The 22,627-nt window shown below is 39.9% G+C and carries 24 protein-coding genes; 2 read left to right on the top strand and 22 right to left on the bottom strand.

All coding sequences use genetic code 11. From position 1 onward, the window contains the following. Positions 1-4 precede the first annotated feature (4 nt). From ACPUEN_RS00630 to ACPUEN_RS00555, 16 genes are all read right to left on the bottom strand, one after another. Positions 5-568, bottom strand: a complete 564-nt coding sequence (locus tag ACPUEN_RS00630; RefSeq protein ID WP_425637908.1) for an ArdC-like ssDNA-binding domain-containing protein — start codon at positions 566-568, stop codon at positions 5-7. Between the two features lie 427 nt (positions 569-995). Then, a complete protein-coding gene (locus tag ACPUEN_RS00625) occupies positions 996-1,217 on the bottom strand; it encodes a JAB domain-containing protein (protein ID WP_425640226.1) in 222 nt (73 codons plus the stop codon). Between the two features lie 157 nt (positions 1,218-1,374). Next, positions 1,375-2,151: a hypothetical protein gene (locus ACPUEN_RS00620; RefSeq protein WP_425637907.1), complete on the bottom strand. Its 777-nt coding sequence runs from the start codon at positions 2,149-2,151 to the stop codon at positions 1,375-1,377. 154 nt (positions 2,152-2,305) lie between these two features. After that, positions 2,306-3,610 carry an APC family permease gene (locus ACPUEN_RS00615; RefSeq protein ID WP_425637906.1) on the bottom strand — a complete coding sequence of 435 codons (1,305 nt, stop codon included), beginning with the start codon at positions 3,608-3,610 and terminating at the stop codon, positions 2,306-2,308. Positions 3,611-3,925: 315 nt separating this feature from the next. Then, entirely contained in the window at positions 3,926-5,107 is a 1,182-nt protein-coding gene (locus tag ACPUEN_RS00610) for a P1 family peptidase (RefSeq protein WP_425637905.1), read from the bottom strand. Positions 5,108-5,183: 76 nt separating this feature from the next. After that, positions 5,184-5,498, bottom strand: a complete 315-nt coding sequence (locus ACPUEN_RS00605) for a hypothetical protein (RefSeq protein ID WP_425637904.1) — start codon at positions 5,496-5,498, stop codon at positions 5,184-5,186. A 48-nt stretch (positions 5,499-5,546) separates the two neighbouring features. Then, entirely contained in the window at positions 5,547-5,690 is a 144-nt protein-coding gene (locus tag ACPUEN_RS00600; RefSeq protein ID WP_425637903.1) for a hypothetical protein, read from the bottom strand. A 73-nt stretch (positions 5,691-5,763) separates the two neighbouring features. Further along, complete coding sequence (locus tag ACPUEN_RS00595) at positions 5,764-6,288, bottom strand: cupin domain-containing protein (protein WP_425637902.1); 525 nt, start codon at positions 6,286-6,288, stop codon at positions 5,764-5,766. Between the two features lie 24 nt (positions 6,289-6,312). After that, complete coding sequence (locus ACPUEN_RS00590) at positions 6,313-7,221, bottom strand: amidohydrolase family protein (RefSeq protein ID WP_425637901.1); 909 nt, start codon at positions 7,219-7,221, stop codon at positions 6,313-6,315. Positions 7,222-7,288: 67 nt separating this feature from the next. Continuing rightward, positions 7,289-7,810, bottom strand: a complete 522-nt coding sequence (locus ACPUEN_RS00585) for a RidA family protein (protein WP_211320494.1) — start codon at positions 7,808-7,810, stop codon at positions 7,289-7,291. Between the two features lie 137 nt (positions 7,811-7,947). Beyond that, the gene (locus ACPUEN_RS00580) at positions 7,948-8,832 is read right to left on the bottom strand and encodes an alpha/beta hydrolase fold domain-containing protein (protein WP_425637900.1); all 885 of its coding nucleotides are present in this window, start codon (positions 8,830-8,832) and stop codon (positions 7,948-7,950) included. Between the two features lie 60 nt (positions 8,833-8,892). Beyond that, positions 8,893-10,422: a M20/M25/M40 family metallo-hydrolase gene (locus ACPUEN_RS00575; RefSeq protein ID WP_425637899.1), complete on the bottom strand. Its 1,530-nt coding sequence runs from the start codon at positions 10,420-10,422 to the stop codon at positions 8,893-8,895. Between the two features lie 61 nt (positions 10,423-10,483). Then, on the bottom strand, positions 10,484-10,927 hold the full coding sequence (locus ACPUEN_RS00570) for a nuclear transport factor 2 family protein (protein WP_425637898.1): 444 nt from the start codon (positions 10,925-10,927) through the stop codon (positions 10,484-10,486). Between the two features lie 54 nt (positions 10,928-10,981). After that, the gene (locus tag ACPUEN_RS00565) at positions 10,982-11,734 is read right to left on the bottom strand and encodes a hypothetical protein (protein ID WP_425637897.1); all 753 of its coding nucleotides are present in this window, start codon (positions 11,732-11,734) and stop codon (positions 10,982-10,984) included. Positions 11,735-11,812: 78 nt separating this feature from the next. Further along, complete coding sequence (locus ACPUEN_RS00560; RefSeq protein ID WP_111612653.1) at positions 11,813-12,466, bottom strand: DinB family protein; 654 nt, start codon at positions 12,464-12,466, stop codon at positions 11,813-11,815. Positions 12,467-12,470: 4 nt separating this feature from the next. After that, on the bottom strand, positions 12,471-13,409 hold the full coding sequence (locus ACPUEN_RS00555; protein ID WP_425637896.1) for an NAD-dependent epimerase/dehydratase family protein: 939 nt from the start codon (positions 13,407-13,409) through the stop codon (positions 12,471-12,473). Between the two features lie 583 nt (positions 13,410-13,992). Between ACPUEN_RS00555 and ACPUEN_RS00550 the strand changes: the two genes are divergently transcribed. Continuing rightward, positions 13,993-14,709 (top strand): PQQ-binding-like beta-propeller repeat protein, encoded by a 717-nt coding sequence (locus ACPUEN_RS00550; RefSeq protein ID WP_425637895.1) that lies wholly within the window; start codon positions 13,993-13,995, stop codon positions 14,707-14,709. Positions 14,710-15,443: 734 nt separating this feature from the next. Here the strand turns inward: ACPUEN_RS00550 and ACPUEN_RS00545 are convergent. The 6 genes from ACPUEN_RS00545 to ACPUEN_RS00520 form a co-directional block, all read right to left on the bottom strand. Beyond that, the gene (locus ACPUEN_RS00545) at positions 15,444-16,187 is read right to left on the bottom strand and encodes a GLPGLI family protein (protein ID WP_425637894.1); all 744 of its coding nucleotides are present in this window, start codon (positions 16,185-16,187) and stop codon (positions 15,444-15,446) included. 28 nt (positions 16,188-16,215) lie between these two features. Further along, the gene (locus tag ACPUEN_RS00540; protein ID WP_425637893.1) at positions 16,216-19,032 is read right to left on the bottom strand and encodes an outer membrane beta-barrel protein; all 2,817 of its coding nucleotides are present in this window, start codon (positions 19,030-19,032) and stop codon (positions 16,216-16,218) included. Between the two features lie 1,027 nt (positions 19,033-20,059). Beyond that, complete coding sequence (locus ACPUEN_RS00535; protein ID WP_425637892.1) at positions 20,060-20,449, bottom strand: hypothetical protein; 390 nt, start codon at positions 20,447-20,449, stop codon at positions 20,060-20,062. A 27-nt stretch (positions 20,450-20,476) separates the two neighbouring features. Beyond that, positions 20,477-20,935 carry a hypothetical protein gene (locus ACPUEN_RS00530; protein WP_425637891.1) on the bottom strand — a complete coding sequence of 153 codons (459 nt, stop codon included), beginning with the start codon at positions 20,933-20,935 and terminating at the stop codon, positions 20,477-20,479. A gap of 329 nt (positions 20,936-21,264) precedes the next feature. Then, the gene (locus ACPUEN_RS00525) at positions 21,265-21,480 is read right to left on the bottom strand and encodes a hypothetical protein (protein ID WP_425637890.1); all 216 of its coding nucleotides are present in this window, start codon (positions 21,478-21,480) and stop codon (positions 21,265-21,267) included. A gap of 3 nt (positions 21,481-21,483) precedes the next feature. Continuing rightward, positions 21,484-21,708 carry an ATP-binding protein gene (locus ACPUEN_RS00520; RefSeq protein WP_425640224.1) on the bottom strand — a complete coding sequence of 75 codons (225 nt, stop codon included), beginning with the start codon at positions 21,706-21,708 and terminating at the stop codon, positions 21,484-21,486. Between the two features lie 298 nt (positions 21,709-22,006). Here ACPUEN_RS00520 and ACPUEN_RS00515 point away from each other — a divergent pair, with 298 nt between their 5' ends. Then, positions 22,007-22,528, top strand: a complete 522-nt coding sequence (locus ACPUEN_RS00515; RefSeq protein WP_111612662.1) for a VOC family protein — start codon at positions 22,007-22,009, stop codon at positions 22,526-22,528. Positions 22,529-22,627 lie beyond the last annotated feature (99 nt).

The raw sequence follows: 22,627 nt of genomic DNA, 5'->3' as shown, positions 1-22,627 counted from the left end.
CCTCCTAGATCTTACGGCATTGTTCATTATCAGGCAGTGGTTCTTCTTTGCTGATTTCTGGAAACTCCCATTCTATTCCCTCAATCTGTTCTATGGGAAACACCTTAAACTCCTTGAGAAAACCGGATTTACTCACCAGTTTCAGATCATATTCTCCTATCCTATCTTCTGGAATCACCTTGCCCGTCTTTTTGTCCCGAAAGGCAAAGTTCCAGTAGCAGATCGGAAGTGCCTTCGCTCCCTTCTTGATTTTGCCTCCAAGTGAGTTCGCCTGCTTAAAAGTTAAATAGTAGGGATACTGATGTCCACAGGATAATAAAAGCCATAGATTGATCCCTTTGTAAGGCTTCCTTGTCAGGTAGTTGGAGGGCATCCCCATCTGATGCCAAGGCTGCTTCCAGGGAATCACCCCCTGCTCCAGTTTCTCGATGATCAGATCAGTAAACTTCTGATAGATATCCGGTGAGCCTTTTGGGCTTTGTGTACTGCGCCACTTGTTTCTTGCTAAGTCATTTCCCCCTTTTCTCTTAGTGGATGTTTTTGCTGATTTTTTTGTTTGCGTCTTCATAGTCTTTTGTGTTTTGGTTTGACAAATACTTATGAAGCTGCACCAGCCTGAGACCGGCACTAAGTGCAAGAGGAAACGGAATAAACCAGCAAAGGCAAGCGTGAGGGCTTTATGCCGTAAGCTCTTGCCTCGTGTGACGGGGTCAGGCTAAATTGGCGGAAAAAGGAATGGAAAAAATAATAAGTCCTATTGTAGTCCTACCAGAAATTCCTAACCGGCAGTCTGATTGATCAAAGCTTATAAATCCCATTTGCAACAGCTAAAAAACATACAGATAGCTACAGAATCAGGAATCCTCAATATTGAAATACGCCTTTATAGCAATCTGTCATTTATCACAATTTTAAAAAAATGAATGCCTATGAATAGTTTCCATGAATTTTCTGAAAGGGAAAGTTCATGGAAACTAAAAAAAGAAAAGAGAGCCCTAAAGCTCCCCTTCATCTGCAAAGGAATAATATCCTTCAGCGGTCATAATCAAATGATCCAGTACCGGGATATCCAGGATTTCACCTGCTTTTTTGATTCGCAGGGTCAATCTCTTATCCTGTTCTGAAGGCAGCATATTCCCACTCGGATGGTTGTGTGCGAGTCTAAGAGAACTTGCGCAACTTTTAACCACAGCAGCATATAACAGCTTTATTTCCACCACAGTCCCTGCTGTAAAATCCAAGGGAAATAGCCAAAAAACAGTATATAGAACTCCTTGAAATAGGAGGTCCAGTTTCTCTTTTTCTAGACAATCGGCTTCTTTGGATTGTGCTCTTCGATCCTCTGACCTTGATTTATGGATTGCTTTTCCATGTTCAGTCGAGTTTATATTCTGAATGAATCAATTCCAGTAAGCGAACTGCGTCAGACTTTAAGGATTCCGCTCGGAGGCTATTGCCTTTGGTCATTTTGGATAGGTAGTGGATCTGAAAAGCAATCTCATTGATGATCCCAAAATCGTCTGTAATCAATTGAGGATTGGTCGTTGGCATCACGAATTTCATATTTGAATCCATCGTGGCATTCAAATCCGAGGAATGGAAAACCCTTCCTCCCATTTCGCGAAAAGTGGATTTGGTTCTGTTGTCATTTTCATCCCATTCCTCCAACACCTTTACCTTTTTCTCATATTTAAGCAATTCATTGACGACATTTCTTTTGCGAAGTAGCCGAAGGTTCCCGGCATTTTTAAGCTGCTGAATGGTGCCGTTGGAATAGAAAAACGGTTGATCATTGAAGACTTGTCTGGCTAAAAAGTAAATCTGATTCCCCAACAAACTCCACTCTTCTGATAGGATCATTCCTGCCAATGAATCCATGAGTACGCTTTTTTCTTTCCGGAAGGAGATATACCCGCTAAGATTGGTCGTATCCGTTTTTAAGTCCTCTACCAAAGAGACGATATACTCTTTTTCAATTTTTTGGGCACTGAGAGATTCCCGATAATTCTCTGCCAGAAATCCGCAAAAGACCGCCAGAAAAAGCATAAAAAATTCCTTGAAATAGGATTTCCAGTTCGTCTTTTTCAAAGATTTAATTACCTCATTGTTGGAGAGATCTTTTTCAGTTTCGGGGGCTTGATTTTCTTCCATTATTTGCCAATGATTTCAATACTTTAATCCGGTTGAAAATTTAAACCAAAATCAGGTAAGGTCAAATTATCTTCCGTCTCCGGTGTTCCATCTTCCGTCCAACCAAATAGGATAAAGAATTGGAATCTGATACCCTTGACCTTAGCTAGATATTTTAGCTTTTCCTCCATTTTCTATAAACCTTTCCCAAGAAATAGACCGCAGTCAGAATCCCTATCAAGAGCAACATTCCCTTTATCTCAGGTCCTGTCAAATTGGACAGAAAAAAAAGAATGATTCCTGCAGAAAGCAGAGGAACAGTGTAACCAAAAGGGATTTTGAAACCCCCTTTTTCCAAATCCTTCCCTTTCCGAAGACCGATGACCGAGAGCGATACCCCAAAATAAACCAATAGTACGCTTGAAGCAGCAATCACTGCAAGCTGCCTAAATTCACCTATTGCCGCGAGCGTGAAGCCCAGCCCAGCATAAATCAAAATCGCTAAATATGGGGTTTTGAACCTATGGTGAATAGAAGCCAACTTGCTGAAAGGGATCACGCCATCCCGGGACAATCTAAATATCACTCTTGGATTGTTCAGGGTTTGTCCACTGATCATTCCAAACATGGATATGCCTGTGCCCACAAAAAGCAGGGTATAGCCTATTGGGCCGAAAACAAGTTGAGCTGTTTCTGCCAAAGGAGCTTCCTTGAAATTTGGCAGTTCACTTCCCATGACTCCCTGAGAAACCAATTGGATCAGGACATAAAGCAATAAGACACCAGAAATACCGATAAATATCGCACGTGGAACAGTCTTTTGGGGATTTCTGATTTCCCCTCCAATGGCCAATCCTGCATCCCCACCCATAAAAGCAAAAAACAAAATCAGGGATGTTTCTCCCACCTTTTGGATAGTCGGTTCTGATTCCCAAGCAAGATTGACCCATTGCAAATCCTTCCAACCAATAGTGATCAATAAAACAATCGGAATCAATTTGGCAATAGTGGTGATTTTGACCAAACCGATCCCCTGTTTGACACCAATGACATTGAGAATGGCCAATCCAGAAAAAAGGAAAAATAAGGAAAGCACTCTGACTGTCGGATTTTTGAAAACAGGGAAAATCAAAGCTAAAATTTCCACGAGGGCATTGGAAACTGCCGCATCCGCAAAAATGGATCCTGTCAGATAAAACGCCGAAACCAAAAATCCGGAAAATGGTCCAAATGCGGTCTCCACATAGGCATAGGCCCCTCCTGAATGGGTGACTTTACTACCCGCCTCTGCAAAGCATAGCATCACCAAACCGATCAGCAATCCGCAAAAAAGGTAAGCCAAGACCCCTGAAGCCCCCATGGTTTCGGCGATGATGGCAGGCAAAACAAAGATGCCGGCCCCTACCATGATATTGACAATGTTGGCTGAGAGCCCCCATACGCCGACTTCACGTTTTAATCCTTCTTGGGTGGTTTTCATAGGTTTTTTAAAAAATTTATCTCAAGGATTTTTCATTAAAATTTGATTTAGGAGATGCTGGAAAAGATAAAAAAATCAAAAGCCACTATGCCTCCACTTAGGACGAACTGCCTTGATTTATTCCCCAACAGACCAGATTATTCTTCAGGCAAAGTGGGATTGGTGGTTTTATCAAGAATATTTTCAAATTCAACCCCTTCGAGGTCGGGAAATTCGGGGCGGAAGGAGCAGTCCTACTTCTCCAGAAACCGGACTCCGGTTTGGATTAACAAACTGCTTTTGGATAAGCATCTTAACGACATTTTTCACAATTATTCATTCAACCTTATTGTATTTCCTCAGCAAGTCCACAAGCAATCCATGAGGTAATGCATAAGACTTATTTCCATTGATTCCTTCCATAGTTTCTGCTGCGATCATGGCATTGATAATGGCTTCTTCGACAGACTGCACCGTCGCTTCCAATAGCGGATCGATCAAATCATTTGGCAGCATGTCAACATCTGAGAAATCATAGCGCTGAAAAGCATTTGGATTTGCGGTGGAGAATGCTACAAAAATATCACCCGAGCCATTTGTACCTATTCCACCTGTCAATCCAATTCCGATCGGAACACGATTGGCAATCCGTTTCAACTGATGAGGCAGCAAAGGCGCGTCGGTCGCGACCACCACGATGATGGATCCGTCTCCTTCTCTCCTGTATGATTGAGGAGGCAATTTCAATTCATTATTTAAGGTATCCATTAGTTCTTTTCCTACAGGGACTCCTGCAATCGTGAGGGAAGGTTTCCTGCCAAAATTAGCCTGAACTAAAACACCGACTGTGTAAGTGGAATCCATAATCTTCATCATTCTTGAGGATGTCCCGGTTCCACCTTTGAAACCCAAAGCCATCATTCCGGTGCCTCCGCCCACATTTCCTTCAGCTATTTTACCCGATGCTGCATTGGTAATTGCTTCTAGCACATGCTCTTCTTTGACATGAAATCCATAGATGTCATTCAAAAACCCATCGAAAGTTTCTGCCACTACCGGATAGGTGTACCACCACTCTTCGCCATTATACCAGTCAGTATCTACATACCACTTCAAAACAGCATCTCGAACCACTCCAACACTGTTGGTATTGGTAATCATAATTGGTGTTTCCAAAAAGCCGGATTCCGTGACCCATGTGGTCCCGGTCATTTCCCCATTTCCATTCAGGCTATACCAATTGGCAAATACAGGACTAAATTTTTGAGTTTTGCCCCGTGGAAAAATGGCAGTGACCCCTGTTCTTACCGGACCTTTTCCTACAATGTTTTCACCACTTCCAGAAATGATTGTGCTGTATCCGACTTCCACACCTTTTACATCGGTGATGGCATTGAATTGACCAGTTGTGCCATTAAAGGGAACTCCCAAATCTCTCGCTCGTGGTTTTTGGGCGTAGGATGGCGAACAAATAAGCAGTATTATAAAAGTTGAGAATAATCGGATTATATGTTTCATTTTAAAATGTTTAGCTCTTCTTTTTTCGTTTAATTGATAAATCTTTTGGCCATCAGATCATGGTTATGGGTAAGCTTCATTGGTCAGCCATAAATTCAGTGAAGACAGCACTATTTTCAGTTTCCATTTCACAAGTCCAACTATCAATCCACCATCTCCCATTCTCATAATGGAGCTGAATGCTATTCAGTCCGCGTAGGGTTGATTCCTTTTCGGGCTCAGTTCTTATTTCAAAAGCACTCCACACCTGCGCCATATTACCAAATTGGCTGACTTTTCTTTTCAGTTCTTTTTCATAAAAATCTTCTTTTGGAGCTAGTGCAAGCGGAATGTATTCAGCTTCTAGGGCATGGGATTCTGCTTGCCCGTTTTCATCAATTCTTGTTATCACAGCATTTGGGGAATGAATGTAGCGGTCTCTTTCAAATTGCCAAGGTTCCTAACTCGAACCTGAGACTACATCATAATATGCATTGATAATGGCATCGATGGATTGAATATCTTTGGCATATTTATCTTCAGCTTTTTGGCCGAAAACCAGTGAATAACTCATGAATAAGGTTACAAATAGTATGTATTTCATCTAGATTTATTTTCTGTCAGTCGGTATTTATTATGCTTTTGATTTGTAATCCACCACTCAATAAGTTGTAAACTTATTTCTCCAATAGCGGATTTGGACCAATTTCTTGATAGCTAGTGTTGTTTTCGGGTAATATGCCCACAATATTTATTGGAGTTTCCCCTCGATTCATAAATGCATGGGGAGCGCCTGCTGGAATTTTCACAATGTAGGGTCCAACTGCCGTAAATTGCTTTTCATTGATCATGTACTCCACAGTGCCATCATACACTATATGTAATTCTTCCATGCCGTGTGAATGCAATGGTGGCCCTCCATTTGGCATTGCCATTGCCATTATTACTGAAAGGGATTTAAAATCATAATCTTCACCCTGAGCTATATAACCAAGTTCACCAGGATGGTCATAATATTTCTTTAAATGCTTAGGCTCAATAATATAATCAGATGTGTCAAATCGTATCTGTGACTGTATCACAAAGCTTGAATCAGGAATTTCATCGAATCCAAAAGCTTTAACAGGTGAGTTAAATTTTTCATGTTTCTCAGAACATCCAAGCAGGCACAAATAAGTCAGAAGGATTATTTTTCTATTCATAGGGTCATTTTAATTGGGATGAGGTTACTCTTCCATCTTCAAAAATCTCGCTGCATTTCCATAAAATATCCCTTCTTTATCCTCCTCTGTCAGGAAGTCAAGACTATTCAAAAAATCAATAGACTTCTCGATTGCGTAAGGCCAGATCATCTGATCAGAACCAAACATAACTCGATCCAAGTAGCCTGCATGCTTAATGTTTTTCAGAAATTCTGTGATATAGCGTTGCGTATTGGGTTCCACCCACAGCATGACACCTAGGTCAGTGTAGAGCTGTGGATAATAGGCCATCAATCTGATGGCATGCTCGGGCCAGTCTTCACCACCTGCATGCATCATATAAATTCTGAGTTTCGGGTAGTTGACCAGCACATCTTCAATCAGGTAGGGATCACCTAATTGAAGTCTTGCTTTGGGAGCCCATGTTTGGGTGCCTAATGGTTCACCTCCACCAGTATGTACGGCTACAGGAATATCATATCTTTCGCAAATCCTCAGGTAAGGTTGCCATTCAGGATCACTAAGTGTGGTGCCACTATAGTAAGGTCCCAATTCCCCGAAAATTTCAATTTCCCCGTCCTTTATCATTTGCTCAAAGCGGATGGTATCCATGTCGTAACTATCCGGAGCAAACTGTAATATCCCTTTAATCACCCGATCGGAATTATCCTTATCTGCCCATGTTACTACGCTTTCAGGATTTCCGCTGACCATCGCTTTCACAATATTGAATTGCTCAAAATACTTAAAAGTCACTAGGCGATGTTCTTCTGCATTTGTTGAACCTTTGATTCCATAATGATCTGTGGCTGGTTGTCTATCTCCGAAATCACTTGGTGAATAAGAGTGAACATGCATGTCTATTATTTTCGTTTGCGCCTGGACGATAAAGATTTCCAGTAGTAATGTGAGGAAGAGAAGAAGTTTTTTCATAATTTATTTTAATAAGGGGCTTATGGCAGATATAATAGAGGTTGACTAAATTCAGTAATGAACGTTACTATTTCTTTTGAGGATTATAGGCCCAGCATTCCATTTCTACCCTAGCACCCAGGGCAAGGCCATTTACTCCCATTGCTGAGCGTGTAGGATATCGGCCCAGCTCGAAATAACCTGCATATATTTTATTGAAGGCCTGCCACTCGGACATGTCAGCCAGCATTACTGTGCATTTGAAGACATCCTCCAGACCCAGGCCGTGGCTGGCAAGTGTTGCCTTAATGCGCTCGAACATGCGGTGTGTTTCAGGTTCTATGCCTCCCGGCACGGGGCCAGTTCCATCTCCAGCATCTCCGATCTCACCTGAAAGAAAAAGGATATCCCCTACCTGTACTGCACTGGAGAAAGGATAGGGAAGTTCGGAAGGAGTAAATACCGGAGATTGATTTATCCCACCAATCGCTATTCCTGTTTTTTGATGGTTATTATGCGATTCAGTAAAACCGGCCGTCTCCTTTTGATTATTTGTACAGCCCATGATGAGCGCAAAAGTAATTAAAACAGGTGCTGATAAATTTTTCATAGTTATGGTTGACTATTTAATAATAAAATGACTGGCTTTTGTTGTCGTTCTTTATCCAATTCTGGGGTTCGTATTTTGTCCGATATTTCATGAATTATCAAGGGAATTTGTGCAATCCGACAGGTATTGGATTTTCTTTATAAGCCTTCTAAAAAATTGAATATTTCCACATAGGCATTGGCTAGTTCTTCCTTTGTAGGACTATGCTTTCCGTTAGGGATAAACATCCTGGTATCTTTCCCCTTCCTCATCAGGGAAACAAACTGCTCGAAAGTCGCAGGTGGAATTTGGTCATCCAGGCCTCCATGCCAAAGAAAAACCGGGGGGTCATTATCATCAAAATAGGTTACAGGTTCGTAAACCGATAACACCTCTCTGCTAGCGTAGCCATCTGAGGGAAAGAGCGCATTACCGGCTTTACTAAATAGCTCGTATTCGTAATCTATAAATATTTTTTCTATAACATCTAAGTCATCTACAGGGCCAGAGACGTTTATAACTCCAATAATCTCAACCTCATCTTCCAGCTTATCAGGAAACATAGGGTTGTTTTGAGCTAATCCTACATTCGTGGCAATTTGTGCTCCCGCAGAAAAGCCTGTTACAATAATTTGAGAGAGATTTAAATTGTATTCACCATTATTAGATTTGAGAAAGTTGAGTGCATTGGTAAGGTCACTTGTCGCTAGTGGTATTCCTCTTTTTAATCTATAATTGAGGTTGACTACATGGAAGCCTTTTTTGAGGTATGGCTCAATATATCTTTCTTCTTGGCTTTTGTCACTTAAATAATAGGCTCCTCCATGAAGGAATACAATAGTAAAGCCTTTATTTCCATTGGCTTTTTCCTTTTCAGCAAGATAGATGTCCATCTTCTGTTCCATGTCTTCACCATAAGGTATGTCCTTAAATACCTCATATCCGGCTATTTGTTGTGCAAATAAAAGATTACCCGGATTGAGATTGAACAACAATATTAGAATTACAAGTATTCGGTTCAATAAGTCTGATGATTTTTCCATTGTGCTATTTTTATATCCAATGCCTACTCTAACCGGTTTTCGGCTTTTCTAATTATAGATTTACTTGGTATCAGTGCGATTTTGATCGACAAATGCATGTAATAATTGCGCATAAATGAGTTGACCTTTTTTAAAGCTAGCAATTCTCATAAATTCATTATCGGCATGAAAATTCTCATCACTTCGCTGAAAGCCAATCGAGACCAAATCAGGCCCACCTGCATCAGGGATAAAAGATAGGGCTGGGACAGTTCCACCTATGTAGAGAATTTTTGGGGAAATTCCGAAGAAGTCAGTTAGCACTTTTTTTCCAATCTTATACCCCATATCATCTTCATTTAAGACAGTAGCGGCTGCCATTCCACTTGCTTTAAATTCTGCTTGGATTCCCCAGGGGATATTTCTTTCGATATGGCTTTTAATCAAGCTGTTAATTTTTTCCGGGTTCTGACCTGGCCCCAATCGTGTCATGATCCTGAACCAGGCTGAATGCGGTATGATAGAGGCTTTTCCGTCAGTATAACCTGATTTGAAACCAGTGATATCCATGGATCCACGAATCCATGTTCGTTCAGTATAGGTGTAGTCGGCTTCTCCTATCCATTGATCAATTTCAAATTTCTTCAATTCATCTGCTTCTTGGTTTTTGTCTACAGAAGCAGCGATTTCTATTTTTTCCCCCTCAGAGAATATTTTTAAATCATCATAAAATCCTTCAATGGCGACTGACCCATCATCATTATACATAGAAGCAATTACTCTGGAGGAAGCAACTGCAGCATTGGGTGCAACTCCTCCATAGATGCCTGAATGTAAATCAGTATTGGCGGAGGTTAAAGTGACTTCTATATCCGAAGCACCACGAAGGCCTTTCCATATCAAACCCTGCTCATCACTATACATGGCGGCATCTACATTGATGCCGAAATCTATATCTTTTAACCAATCTTTGTGATCGGCTAACCAGCCTGGTAAATGCGGGCTCCCGATTTCTTCTCCTCCATCCAAAAGGATTTTAATATTTACTGGAAGCTTCCCATCTATAGTCATTAAGGCTTCAAGAGTGCTTATTAAGGCTATGATAGGGCCTTTGTCATCAGTGGCTCCTCTACCATACAATCGACCATCTCTGATTTCCGCTTTGAAGGGATCATTCTGCCATTGCTCGCTATTGACAGGTTGCACATCAAAATGTCCATAAAAAAGGACAGTAGGCTGATCTATATGCTGATTGTAATCCGAAGTGACTACCGGCAAGCCATTGGAGAAATTTATTTGGCTTTTTTCTAAGCCAATATTGATTAGTTTATTTTTAAGGAATTCTGCTGCTTCTATCAAATCATTTTGATGATCAGCTTGCATAGATAAAGAGGGGTATGAAATTAAAGCTATCAATTCATCAATATGCCTTTCATAATTCTGGTCAAAATAATTATTGTAGGCTATAATTTGATTATCAGTAGGTCTAGTGACTTTTAAAGAATCGCTTGTATTTTCCGCCTTCTGTTTGATTTGACTCAGACAGATTTGATTGTAGCCGGTAAAGACAATAATCAAATAGAAAAAATGGATTTTAGATTTTTTCATCATTGTATTAAATTGTGTTTTGCCTACTTTGATAGGTTTTCGGTTATCTCTTTTTACTATGAGTTTATTTTGTATTCGCCCATAGCCAATTTATCATTTTCCATTCCCCACTTATCTTTCCTACCTGAACATAGTCAAAGAAACTATATTTATTTTGGGTTATTTTTATAGTTGCGATATCTGATGCAATATCAAAGATTATAACATCCGCTTTAAAAGGTTCTTCTGGTTTTTCATCATTGGGCGTTAAAGTTTTTGTGTAAAACAGTAATTCTGAATACCCCATATTACTTAATCGATAATTCCCTTTGTCATCTTTTCTAATTACCCTTTTTGCCAATTCTGGATGTATTGCTTTTTCCATTCTCTCATAATTATTTGTCCATAGACCTTCAATATAGTTTAGAGCGGTTTCTTTGATTAATAAAGAATCACTCTTCGTCTGTCCAAACAGAGAGCTGGATGATACCAACATTATCACAACACATATAACATGAGATATTTTCATTATTTCCCTTATTTAATATTGCCTACTCTAGATAGTTTTCGGCTTTCCTGTTTTTTATCGAAATAATATTGTTTCTGCAAACCATCGCCAGCGAGCAGTTTCACTTGCGTTGTTGTTGATCAGGAAAACAATGGTATAAAGACCAATCACCACCAATACAGGTTTGAGCGAGAGTTGCTTGGACCGTTGAAAAATTGCTAAGGCAACTAACAAGATCATGGCAAATAATTGGGAAGCATAAGTAAGGAAGAAGTTGGGCTCGAGTTCAAAGGAATTGGACCAAAACCCAATCAGTCGGTCTAAAGCGGGGTCAATGGAGGTAAAAATAGCCCCTATCATGTAGGTGGCATGAGGAAGGATTTTTTTGCGATGGACAATGGCAAGGACGTAACAGATGATGAGTAAAAGCAAAAACAGGATTCCGATGCTTTGTAAACTTGCTACTCTTTCAAGCACCTCCTGAGGAGAAAGCTGAAGTTCACCGGTTTCCACTCTGTCCTGTACACGTAGAAGCACTCTGTCATATCGTGCCTGAATTAGTGTATATCCGGAAATTACTATTAGAACTATCAACACATAACTTATTTTGCCTATCATTTTATGTGCGTGGATCTTCTTTTTTATAATCAAATACGGCTGCACAATACTCATGATTACCCATAAGCACATAAAAAAGGCATGAATATGCTGTACAGTTGTTTTATTATCTGTCAACTTACTCCAATAACTTGGGTAAAAGCCAAAGAATATTAAAGGTATCAATAAGAATAACCATTTTTCGATATGTGGGAATAAGGTTCTATTCACTGATTTTTAATTTTTGCGCATGTTGATTTTCGAAGTTTCCATTTTCTTACTTTCAATTTACCTGACAATTAATTCCTGCTATTTAAGTCCCGGCAGCCTGCTTTTAATGTATTTGAACTGCCCGTTGTGGTTGGACTCATGTTCGCAGACATGGAACCATTTGCAATAGTTATTGGTAGGTCCCCATGGCCATTCTTCATCGACTGACATCAGCCATTCGTCGTCTCTTTTCTTAAATTCCTTTATGGTGTTTTCTCTCACTTCCTTCATAATATCCAGATAGTATTCAAGATTATTGCCCTTGATTGTTTTTCTGGCTTCCTCTCCAAGATTCATCGCCACATCAAACCGATCTAAATCTTGCTTACTAAAATCTCCCCATTCCTTCCCATCGAAAGTATGGACTTGATAAAAACGCTCTGTAGCAGCTAAGTGAAGCAGCATAGCCCCGATGGAATTGGAGTTTTCATCATGGATATAATCCAGCTGATCCACAGTCAGGCCCATGACAGGCATTAATATTACTCCCCGCATCCAAGTCATCATAGATAAGAGTGTACCGACTTGGGGAGCAAATCCATCGCGCGGACCGATGACATTGACACGTTCATCGGACTTAAAGGCAGTTGCAAGGATTGCGTTTGGAATCATTGACAGGCCTAATGTACCTGAACTCAGGACCATGGAAGATTTCATAAAATCTCTGCGGGTAGAAGGGTTGTTATTTTTCATTTTCTTAGGAGGAATAGTTATTCAAAGGATTGCTGACAGGCTTAAATGCTATTCCCAAATCCTTTATTGCCAAAACAGAACTATAGACGATTTCAGGGGTACCTGCAGGAGGTTGATTGTTGAGCATCAATGTCACATCCGATACCCTGTAACTTTCCCCTGACAAGAGATAGTTTTTTCCATGGATGTTTTTGGTTGTAGTCGCTTTGTAAATCGCTTCGGCAACATCTTCTACATCTACCAATGCCCATAAAACATCCACGTCATAGATCATTTGTATGAAGGGGTTGGGAGCAATTTTATTTTTAAACAGAAATTGTATTCCCGTAGAAGTGGAATCCTGTCTGTTTGATAAAGATTTGCCCATCACTCCCACCGGTGAAACGGATGTGATTTCAAAACTTAAATCAGAGTTGTCGGCGATGAATTTATTAACCGCCTGATTGGCTATAAACTTAGCTTGGGCATAGGGAATGCCTTCTTCGCTCATAAATGGCGCATCATTTTCAGTGATTTGCTCACCTTCTGCTTTTCCAGCAGGTAAAAATGGAAAGTTGGTGTTAAAAGCAGCTACGGAAGCAATGAACACGACTTTCTCAATCCCGGGAGTCTTAAGAACTGCTTCTAGAAAGTTTTCCATTCCCTTGATGGTCGGGTCAAACAGCTCTTTCTGGAGGTCTTTCACATCCAATTGAAATGGTGTTCCTCCGTGGATCACTATGTTACAGTCTTTCAGAAAATCCAAAAGCTCCTCTTTGTTTTCCACATCCAATTGAGCGATTTCCAGATTCCCAGCATTTTTGAGGCTGAGCAAATGTTCATACTTTTCCTTTTTGGAAAGGTCTGTGGTAGATACTTTTACCTGGTATCCTTCATTTAAGAACTTTTGGGTGTTGTAGCTTCCAATAAAGCCTGAACCCCCGATGACACCTACTTTTTTCATGACTTCCTGGCTTAGTTTTATATTGGATAAAGTAGTAAAACCAATGTTTCAAAGTCCCAAGCTTTGGACAAACTGTACCAAAACATGTCCCAATGCAAGGGAATACTTTTCGGAGGAAGGATTGGCAGAAAAATGGTTCACTATAAAACTTCACTTTACCACTAGTTTATAATTATCGAATGCTAAAAAGCCGTGAGAAACTGACTATCTCGACAAATACAATTATGTTTGGAAGATGCGGGTTAGCCTCCAAACGCCACTTAAGTTCAAAATTTCTAGATGTTTTTTCAGCTGTTTATCCGCCTTCCTATTCTTCTTTTCTGAGACGTTAGATTCCTATGGCCAAAATCCAAATTTGGATAACAGCCAATTTTAGAAAGGGTTACTGGAGTTAAAATCCAAAGAAGCTTGGCACTATCAACTTGGATATAATTTGGAGTGGGCCACCCAAATTTTTAAGATTCTGATTGGCACAAAATTGACCCAAATGGCTTAATAGCATATCAAATGCCTGATAGCTTGTAGAAAGGGCTTGGGTGGCGGAGGGTTACTTTTACAGCAGATCCATATACATTAGAAGCAATTGACAGGATATATTTTTCTTCTTGGCAGCAGCAGAAAAGTATTTGGATGGAGTTATCATTCTTCCGCCAATGTAATTTCAACTCCATTAGTGAAAGACGATCACGTCTTTTTTTGGAAAAGTATAAGGAAATTCGAAGCATTGGATGCAGGAACTAGCCAAGTAAACTGGCCTTACCAAACTTCTGCAGGTATCTTTTACTCTACTACTGCAATGGATGGCTTAGTCATTTTCAGATATGGACATGGTAATATTTATGCTTTAAACACTGAAAATGGAGATTTAGAATGGAAAGTAACAACTGGAGCTGCCGTACTGGGATCACCTATCATTGAAGGTGATTCAGTACATATAGGAGGAAGCGATGGCAAATTCAGAGCTTTATCTGCATCGATTGGTGAAGTCAATTGGGAATTTGAAGGACTTCAGCGAGTGGTAGTAAGCAAGCCTCTGCTATCAGAGGGATTCGTAATTTTTGGGGCTTGGGACAAAAACCTCTATGCGCTTGATCAGAATACAGGGCTATTGAAATGGGCTTGGAATAACGGTTCCCCAAACCGAATCTACTCCACGGTCATGTACATTCCAGTGACAGACAACGGTATTGTATCCATTGTTGGTCCAGACCGCTATCCAACTGCACTTGATATTCATTCTGGCAAAGAATTATGGCGGAGCAATGTGGCAACTGTCCGAGAATCATTTGGTATTTCTTAAGACAAAAATTGGATCAATGGCAAAACCATGAATGATGAAATTGTGCCTTATGCCACCAGCAAGGAATCCTAACCGATTGCTTGGAAAATGGACGCAGCCTTTTGCTATGAACATATACCATCCATGGTAACAGAGAAAAATGGTAATATATATTTTGGGGCACTACCCTTAAGTTAGTGGAAAACATGGTTCTTGTTAGCCTTATATATCAATGGAGAAAAGGCCAAGAGCATTTTAAGACTGAATATTAGGCTCCTTTAAGCGTTATTCAGCAAGGAGGTAGATTTTCTTACCGGACTTCCATCAACTTCGTGGTAGAACCACAATTATAAATACCACTTTCCCGAATACTGAATCTTCAGAAAATAATGTACCCCGTCTATCTCGAGCCACGCCTGGCTGTGGTCAAATCGTCATTTTGACTGGGTGGGATTTGCTGATCCTGCTCCCTGGCTCAAGTCTAAAGTCTTCCAGAGGAAGACTAATTAACGCCATGTCCTACCCTCCAATCCTAACCAATTTAAATTTGGTCCCCTTCCTCACCTCAACCCTCTTCCCGAATTCCTACTTATCCGATTGCGTCTAGGGCGCATCACTGCCATTGGTCTTTGGATTTGGCTAAATTAGTTTATTATGGATCAGCGTGAGTTCCTTTACTCAGGTCATATTGTGGCAAAGATCAGAATTCCACCATCCAATTTCCTACTTTTCGCCTTTGTACTTTTTCAACCTTCTCAATAGCGAATGCCCCACATCCAAGCTTGCTTCCTTTCCATAGAAGTCTGGATAAACTCACTGACTAGTTCTTGATATTTAATACCCGAAACCTCCTTCCCTTTCATTTTTTTTGGCAGAGTAATGATTTCCTCCGGTTCCCCAAAAGTGATTTTCTCGGCCTCCACGATAAGCATGCCGTCGTTGATGTCATAGGCCAAAATCAAACCCGGAAGCCCGAATTGCTCTTCAGGACCGACTGAAACTGGAATATCAGAGGCGAACCAAGCAGTGATCTTTTGGCCTTTAATGCTGTCTTCAGCCACGGCTTTCATACACATGTGTCCGAGAATATCTCGTATTTCGTTCATAACCCTCCATTTTGGACTATTTAGGCTGTCACGAACGATGTAAGTTTTACCCATTTGATCCATGTATTTAAGATAGGTCTGATCTTCTAAATTATTTTCAATAAAATAGTCTTGCACTTGCCAAGAGTAACTGCTTACCTCATAAGGTTCCCCGAAAGTGTAGATACTTTTTTCTGGACAAAACTGGAGTTTCATCCGGGTACTATAACCTTCAGGGTTACTCCAAGTTAGTAGAATTCTATCCTTTTCCTGTTGAGTAATGTGGGGTAGGTTGGAATAGATTTTATCATAGAAAATGCGGTATCTGTATTCTACCTCACCAACTATATTTTGGGCTCTAAGTCCTGTGGAAATCAGAATTAGCGCAAGGATTATAAGATATTTTAATTTCATGGTTGTTAAGGTTGTCTGCTAGTTTAAACTATCTTCTATTTTTCACTTCTACTCCCCGCATATTGTAGGTCACTCCAAGTAGGAAATATCTTGATAGCGTTTCAATCCTTCCAGTGGAAACGTAGTTTTGGCCTGCATACTGGCTGATGGTTTGATTTTGCTTAAAGATGTCGTAAGCGGATAGTCTGACTTCCCATTTTTTAGCCTTGCCGAGTAGTTTATATACGAATGCATTGAGGATAGGGACTTTCTGATCAAATCCAAAACTTTCGTTTTCGTATCGGTTGTAGTTGAATTTCACGTCTAAGTAAAAATCTTTGGGGAATTTTATGTTCATATTACTGTAAGCACTCCAATTTATAATGTCCTGATTTTGGGAGGGGTTTTGTTCGTATTTGGTTTTGCTCAGACGAAACGATGACCCTGTATATAGGCTGAGCCATTCTAAAGGGGTCAAGTTTAAGTTTAGCCCAAAGTTATGGCTTAAAGTCTCGGTCTCTGTCTCTATGGAGTTGATGAGGGAAAGGCTTTTTGAATAGGATGGATTTGCCGATAAGAACGCGGTAGCCTTGGTTTTTACGATGGGAAAACCAAAACTTAGATAGGGGTAATAACGCTGTCCGCCTGAAACATTGCCTGCCTTGTAGGTAGTGACAAAGGTTTCGGGGTCTATGGTTTGATTTTGAACGACTTGATTCTGATAGAATGTTGAATTGAATGAAAACTGCAAACTTATAAATGTGGCAGGATCATACATACTATATCCTGTATTGAAAGAATGGGATACCTGGGGCTCCAGATCAGGATTTCCTTCACGTATATACAATGGATTTGATATGTCCTTGAATGGCTGCAAATCCGCGATATTTGGGGGAGTGACGGCCATTGCATAGCTTGCGTTGATACGCTTGTTGCCTTTCATTGTTTTAAAGTAAGACACATTAGGAGTGAGATTGAGATAACTCTTATCCACTCGGCCTAATATATCACTATCTTCTACTACAGAAAACTCTCCATTCAATCGGTAATTGGAGGCGGCTAAACCCACACTTAAATTAGAGCCTTTGTTAGCATATCGGATGCTGGAGCCAAACCTGTTGTAAGTAATTGTGTTGTCAAAAAAGCGACTGAGGTCTGGATTTAGTTCTTGGGTGTCACTTGATTCCACATCGAATACTTGTCGGTTTGTTTCGCTTTTTGACTGGCTGAAATTGTAAAAAGTCTCCCAGAAAAATATTTTTTTGATGGGCTCGACAAAGAGTAGGCTCGATTTGATCAGGTTGGAGCCATTCAGTGCCTGGTTTAATTGATCCAAGTTTCGGAAATAGGTATTTGGGTCTGTTGAGTTCATCAGATCTACGACGGATTTTTGTGTGCCCTCCTGGTCTGCCTTGCTCCATGTGTCACTGATGCTAGCAGCAAAGTTTCGTCCGTTCTTTTTGAATTTATGCCTATAGAGTGCTGTTCCCTGAAAGGCACCTGACCATCTATCCGATTGGTTGTCCCTATCCATTTGGCTTTGCTCGGTGCTACTGCGAATCAACTCCTGATGGCTAAACAATGATGTAGTGAGTGAACTTAGCCTTCCCTTTGCGTTAATGGTGATGGTGTTGGCACTGTCTAATTCGTTTTGAAAACGAAGGTTTACCCGATGATGACCTGCCATGTTATTTTGTAAGCTTTGGTCAGTGGAAGTGAAGGATGTATTGTCTTGTAGAAAGTTTGTCCTGCTGTTAAAGCTCTCTAACGTTTGATCACTGCGGCTATAGAAGTAGTTGCTACTGAAATCCTTTTTGTCCTTCAGGTAATTATAATTGATGCCAATGGCTTGGTTGTTGGAGTAGCCGGAGTTGAGGTTGTTGAAGGGGATTTCGAAGGATTCTCCATTGTCCCCACCTGAAATCGAAATAATATTCATTCCACCGCTTCCATTAAAACCAAAGTCCCCAGTGTCGCCAAATTGAAAAGCATTGCTCCCTCTAAACTCCTGCAAATCATCCCAGCTCAGACCTGATTGGTTGACATTATTGCCATAGCCGATGATAGAAAACTGGTTTACTTTGTCAAATTTATTGAAAGAAGCATTTGTAGTCCATCTTCCGTCTGTACCCCCTGCAGCTGAAAGTTTACCGAAACCTCCCTTTTTTGCTTCCTCCTTCAACTCAACGTTTAAAGTTTTTTCCTTTACTCCATCTTCCACACCTGTGAGCTTGGATTGTTCAGACTTGTCATCATATAGCTGAAGCTTGCTAATTGACTCTGCATTCAAGTTTTGCGTGGCCATTTTGGTGTTTCCTCCAAAAAAACGCCTTCCATCTATTGTTACCTTTTGCACTTGTTGCCCTTGAGCAACTATATTTCCATCCTTGTCAATCTCTATCCCCGGTAGCTTGCGGAGCAATTCTTCCAGGGTTGCTCCAGGCGGTACTTTGAATTTACTAGCATCGTACTCTATTGTGTCTCCCCGCATAATCAAAGGTGCTTTGGCAGCCTTCACCACCACCTCGTAAAGTTCCTGTAAGATGGGCATCAACTGAATCTCTTCCACTTCCAAGTCCCCTGTTTCGGGCAGAACAAGTTCTTTTTGGACAGGAAGGTAGCCCATATAGGTGGCTTTGACGAGCAGCGGTTGCCTATCTACGTTTTTAAATTGGTACTCTCCTTCTTTATTAGTCAGCGTATATGCCACCAAAGCCGAGTCTTTTGGGCTAAGAAGTAACACTGAGGTGTAATCTAGCGGAGTATCAGTGGTGTCTTTCACCACACCCCGAATAGTAAGTTTGGATTGGGCATGGGAGGCAAAAGTGATGGCAGCCAGGAGAAGGCATGAAATGAGGAATTTCATTTTTTTCAGTTTTATATTTTTAACAATCATTTCCATGACTAAAAACTATCCCATTAATCCCTACCAATTCATCTTCATATGTTGAATTGGTAGTATGAGATGATAGGCTCAGCAATAATTGAATTGCTTTTCAATCCAGCTAAAAAAGTTGAAGAAGAGTGACTTTTACTGTATGCACGCTTTAACGACCTTCTTAAATAGTACTATTGAGCCTCAAATTTTACTTGTATATATCCCCTTCACTTCGCTATCCTTCGAATAGTTATCTTTTTAAACAAATCAAAAATTCCTTCAATCAAGTAGTGCCATGTAATAAAAAATCAGCAAATACTTAATTAGTATTCTAGTTTCTATTATTTTACTACTGCTAGTTTAGTGATAATTTAAATAATGGCAAGAAACTAATTTGTTAAATATTGTTATTAAGCTTAGTTGCTGTGAAAATATTTCAGGTAAAAAAGTAACAAATGACTCCTGTTAATAGGTGAATTTTTCTCTAGGGTGACCTGGTCTTACAGGAAAAATTGTAGTGTTGTAATGCCCGGCTAAAGTATCATAGCTCTCGCTCAGAACAGGCGAATATTTCCTGCCTTTGGTAACTGCTAAACAGCAATTGTCTGGTATAATTACCCAGAGTCATCGCTAAAGAATTCCAGCACCCTCCTACGGCTTCCAATCCAATAAAGGTTGAAATTTCAAATGCGGGAAAATGTGAAGGAAATGCGGTGTTTTCTAGTCTGCCAGCAGAATTAGCTTATAAGCTAAAGAAAATAGAGGCTAACAACCAAAGCTATCGTCAGAGTGGTCAATCCCGATATTCGGGAGAGGCAATGCGCTGGAATATCCTCCATTTGTTAGATATTGGATTTGTTATAAAGAATTATCACTCAACTCAGTTGTTGAGAGTTGACATTGCTCCCAAACACCCATTTTTAATCCGTAATAGGATCCCATCAGTGTATATAGCGAAATTTCTCGCAGTTATAAGGAATTCTTATCTGACAATTCTTTTGTTGATATTTTTCAATTACTCCATCAAACAGAATATTGCATAATCGATTCTTGGGATTAAAATAGGGAGGTGGGTAGTGCGTAATTCTATGGCATAATCTATCCGATGGATCCCATTTTCAATCATAGTGCTTTTTGTAGAATAATCCCAAAAAAGAAGTGGCGGATCAATAGGTAAATCAACCGTCCACCTGTCTTTAATATTCTCAATTTTATCTTTGCCCAGATATGGATTAAACAAACCTTCAGAATTAAACAGTCTATTATAGGAGCTGTGTAGCAGCTTAATTATTTTTCCCACGGGATAATCAAGAATCAGCTGATATCTTTGATGATCTTCTACGCTCCATACCTCATCATAAGGCTTGAACAATTTCGGGTTTAGAGTTTCCCATACAGGTTTCATTAATCTTTTTTTTAGTTACCAATCCATCTACTTGTCAACAATCTTTAGTTGAAGGTCAAAACCTGACTGACGTAGTTTTTCTATCATTCCAAAGAAAATATCGTTTACACCATCAGTGATCAAATTATTTTCATCTGCAAAACCTTTAGGTATGATTTGGTACATCTTCTTTAATTTGCTGGGATTGTAGTCTGTCTGTAAGTATTTTAGAAACTTACCATAGACAGAATCAAGGTCGGAATACACATTCTCTAAATCATTGTATGCTTCCCGAAATTCCCTTTCTCCGGAATCCTCCAAGTCAGTCCTTATACTGTTTCTCAAATCAAGCATTGTACTGACCAGTTGTTGGCGCTTAAGCGTATGCTGAATTACCAAAAGCTTCCCCTCATCGGAAATATCATCCTTGCCTTCATTACCAAAGTCGAGATCCGGTATTTTATACATTTCGTGGGAAAGCGGATAGAGTTTTAAAAGGTTTGCCATTGCAGAGTATAGATGATCACCCTTCATCTTAAGATGGGTTTTCCTTTGTTTATGATACAGAAAATAAACTAGAAGAAAAACTATCAAGCAAATCAATACAAACTGAATAATCTCTAGATATGTGCTCATCGGTATTAGCTTTAAAAATATAAACTGAAAGAAGTGGTTTGAAATGCGCCTATTGAGATTAGAATGCAGTGAAATTCAATACCAATAAAAAACCCAACAGAACAATAAAAACCTAAATTACTTTACATCAGTAATTAAAGAGAAATAAATTAAAGGAACAAATGAAAACTACTATTTTAACCCAAAGCCGAATTATACTTTTAATTCAAAACTTTCCATTCTCCATCTTTTGTAGATCCAACACGCATTATTTTCTTCTCCTTTTTCAGTTTGCTTATCTGATATTCAACGCCTCTCATTATCAGTCCTTTCCTTTCTTGTAACTCTATAGATGTTATCTTAGGGTTTGATTTCATAGCATTCAGTATTATCTCCACAGTTTCTTCCACAGTCCTATGGAGAACTACTGAAAACATCCCTTAAGTCTTAAATACAGGTTCAGGAAGATTGGCTTTTTTCATCAAATCCCTAATCCGGTCAATCCCGGAGCCCACCTGTTCCACCATATGAATACGGAGAAACAAACCAAAAATCAAGGGATTTCTGCTGTGGCTTTTGGTACCAAAACCAACTAAAGAAATAGCACTGCTCAATCCACCCGGATCACTGACCTCCACACGGTCTTTAAAAAGCTCAACGGTTATTTTCGCCTCCTTGTCGTAATAGTCTCGGTGTGAGATTGCATTAAGGATAGCTTCTTTCAGAGCCGTTTCGGGAATCTCCCAAATTTCCTTTCTTGGCCCTACTCCTTCAATTTCACACCTAATATAAAGCTCAATTTATTTAGTGTCTTTTTTATTTAAACTCAATCTCTTTCGGGATTTTAAGCTGCTTAACTCTATCTATATCTCCTTCGTAGACTAAGTAGACTCAATCTTCAAAACTCTTTTTTTGCTAAATTGGACGAAATAACAATTGCTCAACCTATTGCATTAAAAATTTATGAAAAATCCCCTATTAAAAATTTTTGGTATTGTCGCTGGAATGATGATTACTTATACTGCCCACTCCCAGTCTAATTTCAGCAGTAATTTAATAGGCTCGGGTGTGGTGGTATCTGACCTAGATCGTTCCTTAGATTTCTACATGGATGGAATCGGTATGGTCAAGGCATATAACTTCACCATCAACGAAGAGTTTTCCAAACGTTCGGGCCTTTCAAATGGTGTGGCCGTCGAGGTAAGTGTCCTGAAATTAGAGAATAGCCCAAATGCAAATGAATGGAAGCTAATGAGCTTTGGCAATGAACAAACTGAAACTAAACCGGAATATATCCAAGATGGAACGGGCGTTCAGTACATCACCATCAATGTAAAAGCGCTAAACCCCGTGATCAAACGATTAAAAGAAAAAGGGGTGAAATTATTGGGAAGTACACCAACGCCATTAAATGAAAATTTACATTTTGTTTTGGTACAGGATCCAGATGGTATCTTTATTGAATTGATAGGGCCATTGGAATAAAGTCACAACTATAACCATATAGTCATTATTAGTGGCTCAAGTGATGTGCAAATCCTTTACAATATAGGAAAAAGGGCCTTATAGACCGCAGCGTTACCG

Origin of the sequence: Algoriphagus yeomjeoni, from assembly GCF_049821175.1 — a bacterium.
Lineage (GTDB): Bacteria > Bacteroidota > Bacteroidia > Cytophagales > Cyclobacteriaceae > Algoriphagus > Algoriphagus yeomjeoni_A.
This window is presented reverse-complemented; position numbering and strand designations above follow the sequence as displayed.

Excerpts from the sequence above, each read along its gene's own strand:
- ACPUEN_RS00595 (WP_425637902.1), bottom strand. The coding sequence starts at position 6,288 with ATGAATAGAAAAATAATCCTTCTGACTTATTTGTGCCTGCTTGGATGT.
- ACPUEN_RS00580 (WP_425637900.1), bottom strand. The coding sequence starts at position 8,832 with ATGGAAAAATCATCAGACTTATTGAACCGAATACTTGTAATTCTAATA.
- ACPUEN_RS00630 (WP_425637908.1), bottom strand. The coding sequence starts at position 568 with ATGAAGACGCAAACAAAAAAATCAGCAAAAACATCCACTAAGAGAAAA.
- ACPUEN_RS00560 (WP_111612653.1), bottom strand. The coding sequence starts at position 12,466 with ATGAAAAATAACAACCCTTCTACCCGCAGAGATTTTATGAAATCTTCC.
- ACPUEN_RS00585 (WP_211320494.1), bottom strand. The coding sequence starts at position 7,810 with ATGAAAAATTTATCAGCACCTGTTTTAATTACTTTTGCGCTCATCATG.
- ACPUEN_RS00555 (WP_425637896.1), bottom strand. The coding sequence starts at position 13,409 with ATGAAAAAAGTAGGTGTCATCGGGGGTTCAGGCTTTATTGGAAGCTAC.
- ACPUEN_RS00530 (WP_425637891.1), bottom strand. The coding sequence starts at position 20,935 with ATGGCAAACCTTTTAAAACTCTATCCGCTTTCCCACGAAATGTATAAA.
- ACPUEN_RS00545 (WP_425637894.1), bottom strand. The coding sequence starts at position 16,187 with ATGAAATTAAAATATCTTATAATCCTTGCGCTAATTCTGATTTCCACA.
- ACPUEN_RS00540 (WP_425637893.1), bottom strand. The coding sequence starts at position 19,032 with ATGAAATTCCTCATTTCATGCCTTCTCCTGGCTGCCATCACTTTTGCC.
- ACPUEN_RS00525 (WP_425637890.1), bottom strand. The coding sequence starts at position 21,480 with ATGTTTTCAGTAGTTCTCCATAGGACTGTGGAAGAAACTGTGGAGATA.
- ACPUEN_RS00535 (WP_425637892.1), bottom strand. The coding sequence starts at position 20,449 with ATGAAACCTGTATGGGAAACTCTAAACCCGAAATTGTTCAAGCCTTAT.
- ACPUEN_RS00590 (WP_425637901.1), bottom strand. The coding sequence starts at position 7,221 with ATGAAAAAACTTCTTCTCTTCCTCACATTACTACTGGAAATCTTTATC.
- ACPUEN_RS00570 (WP_425637898.1), bottom strand. The coding sequence starts at position 10,927 with ATGAAAATATCTCATGTTATATGTGTTGTGATAATGTTGGTATCATCC.
- ACPUEN_RS00620 (WP_425637907.1), bottom strand. The coding sequence starts at position 2,151 with ATGGAAGAAAATCAAGCCCCCGAAACTGAAAAAGATCTCTCCAACAAT.
- ACPUEN_RS00600 (WP_425637903.1), bottom strand. The coding sequence starts at position 5,690 with ATGAAATACATACTATTTGTAACCTTATTCATGAGTTATTCACTGGTT.
- ACPUEN_RS00610 (WP_425637905.1), bottom strand. The coding sequence starts at position 5,107 with ATGAAACATATAATCCGATTATTCTCAACTTTTATAATACTGCTTATT.
- ACPUEN_RS00615 (WP_425637906.1), bottom strand. The coding sequence starts at position 3,610 with ATGAAAACCACCCAAGAAGGATTAAAACGTGAAGTCGGCGTATGGGGG.
- ACPUEN_RS00575 (WP_425637899.1), bottom strand. The coding sequence starts at position 10,422 with ATGATGAAAAAATCTAAAATCCATTTTTTCTATTTGATTATTGTCTTT.
- ACPUEN_RS00515 (WP_111612662.1), top strand. The coding sequence starts at position 22,007 with ATGAAAAATCCCCTATTAAAAATTTTTGGTATTGTCGCTGGAATGATG.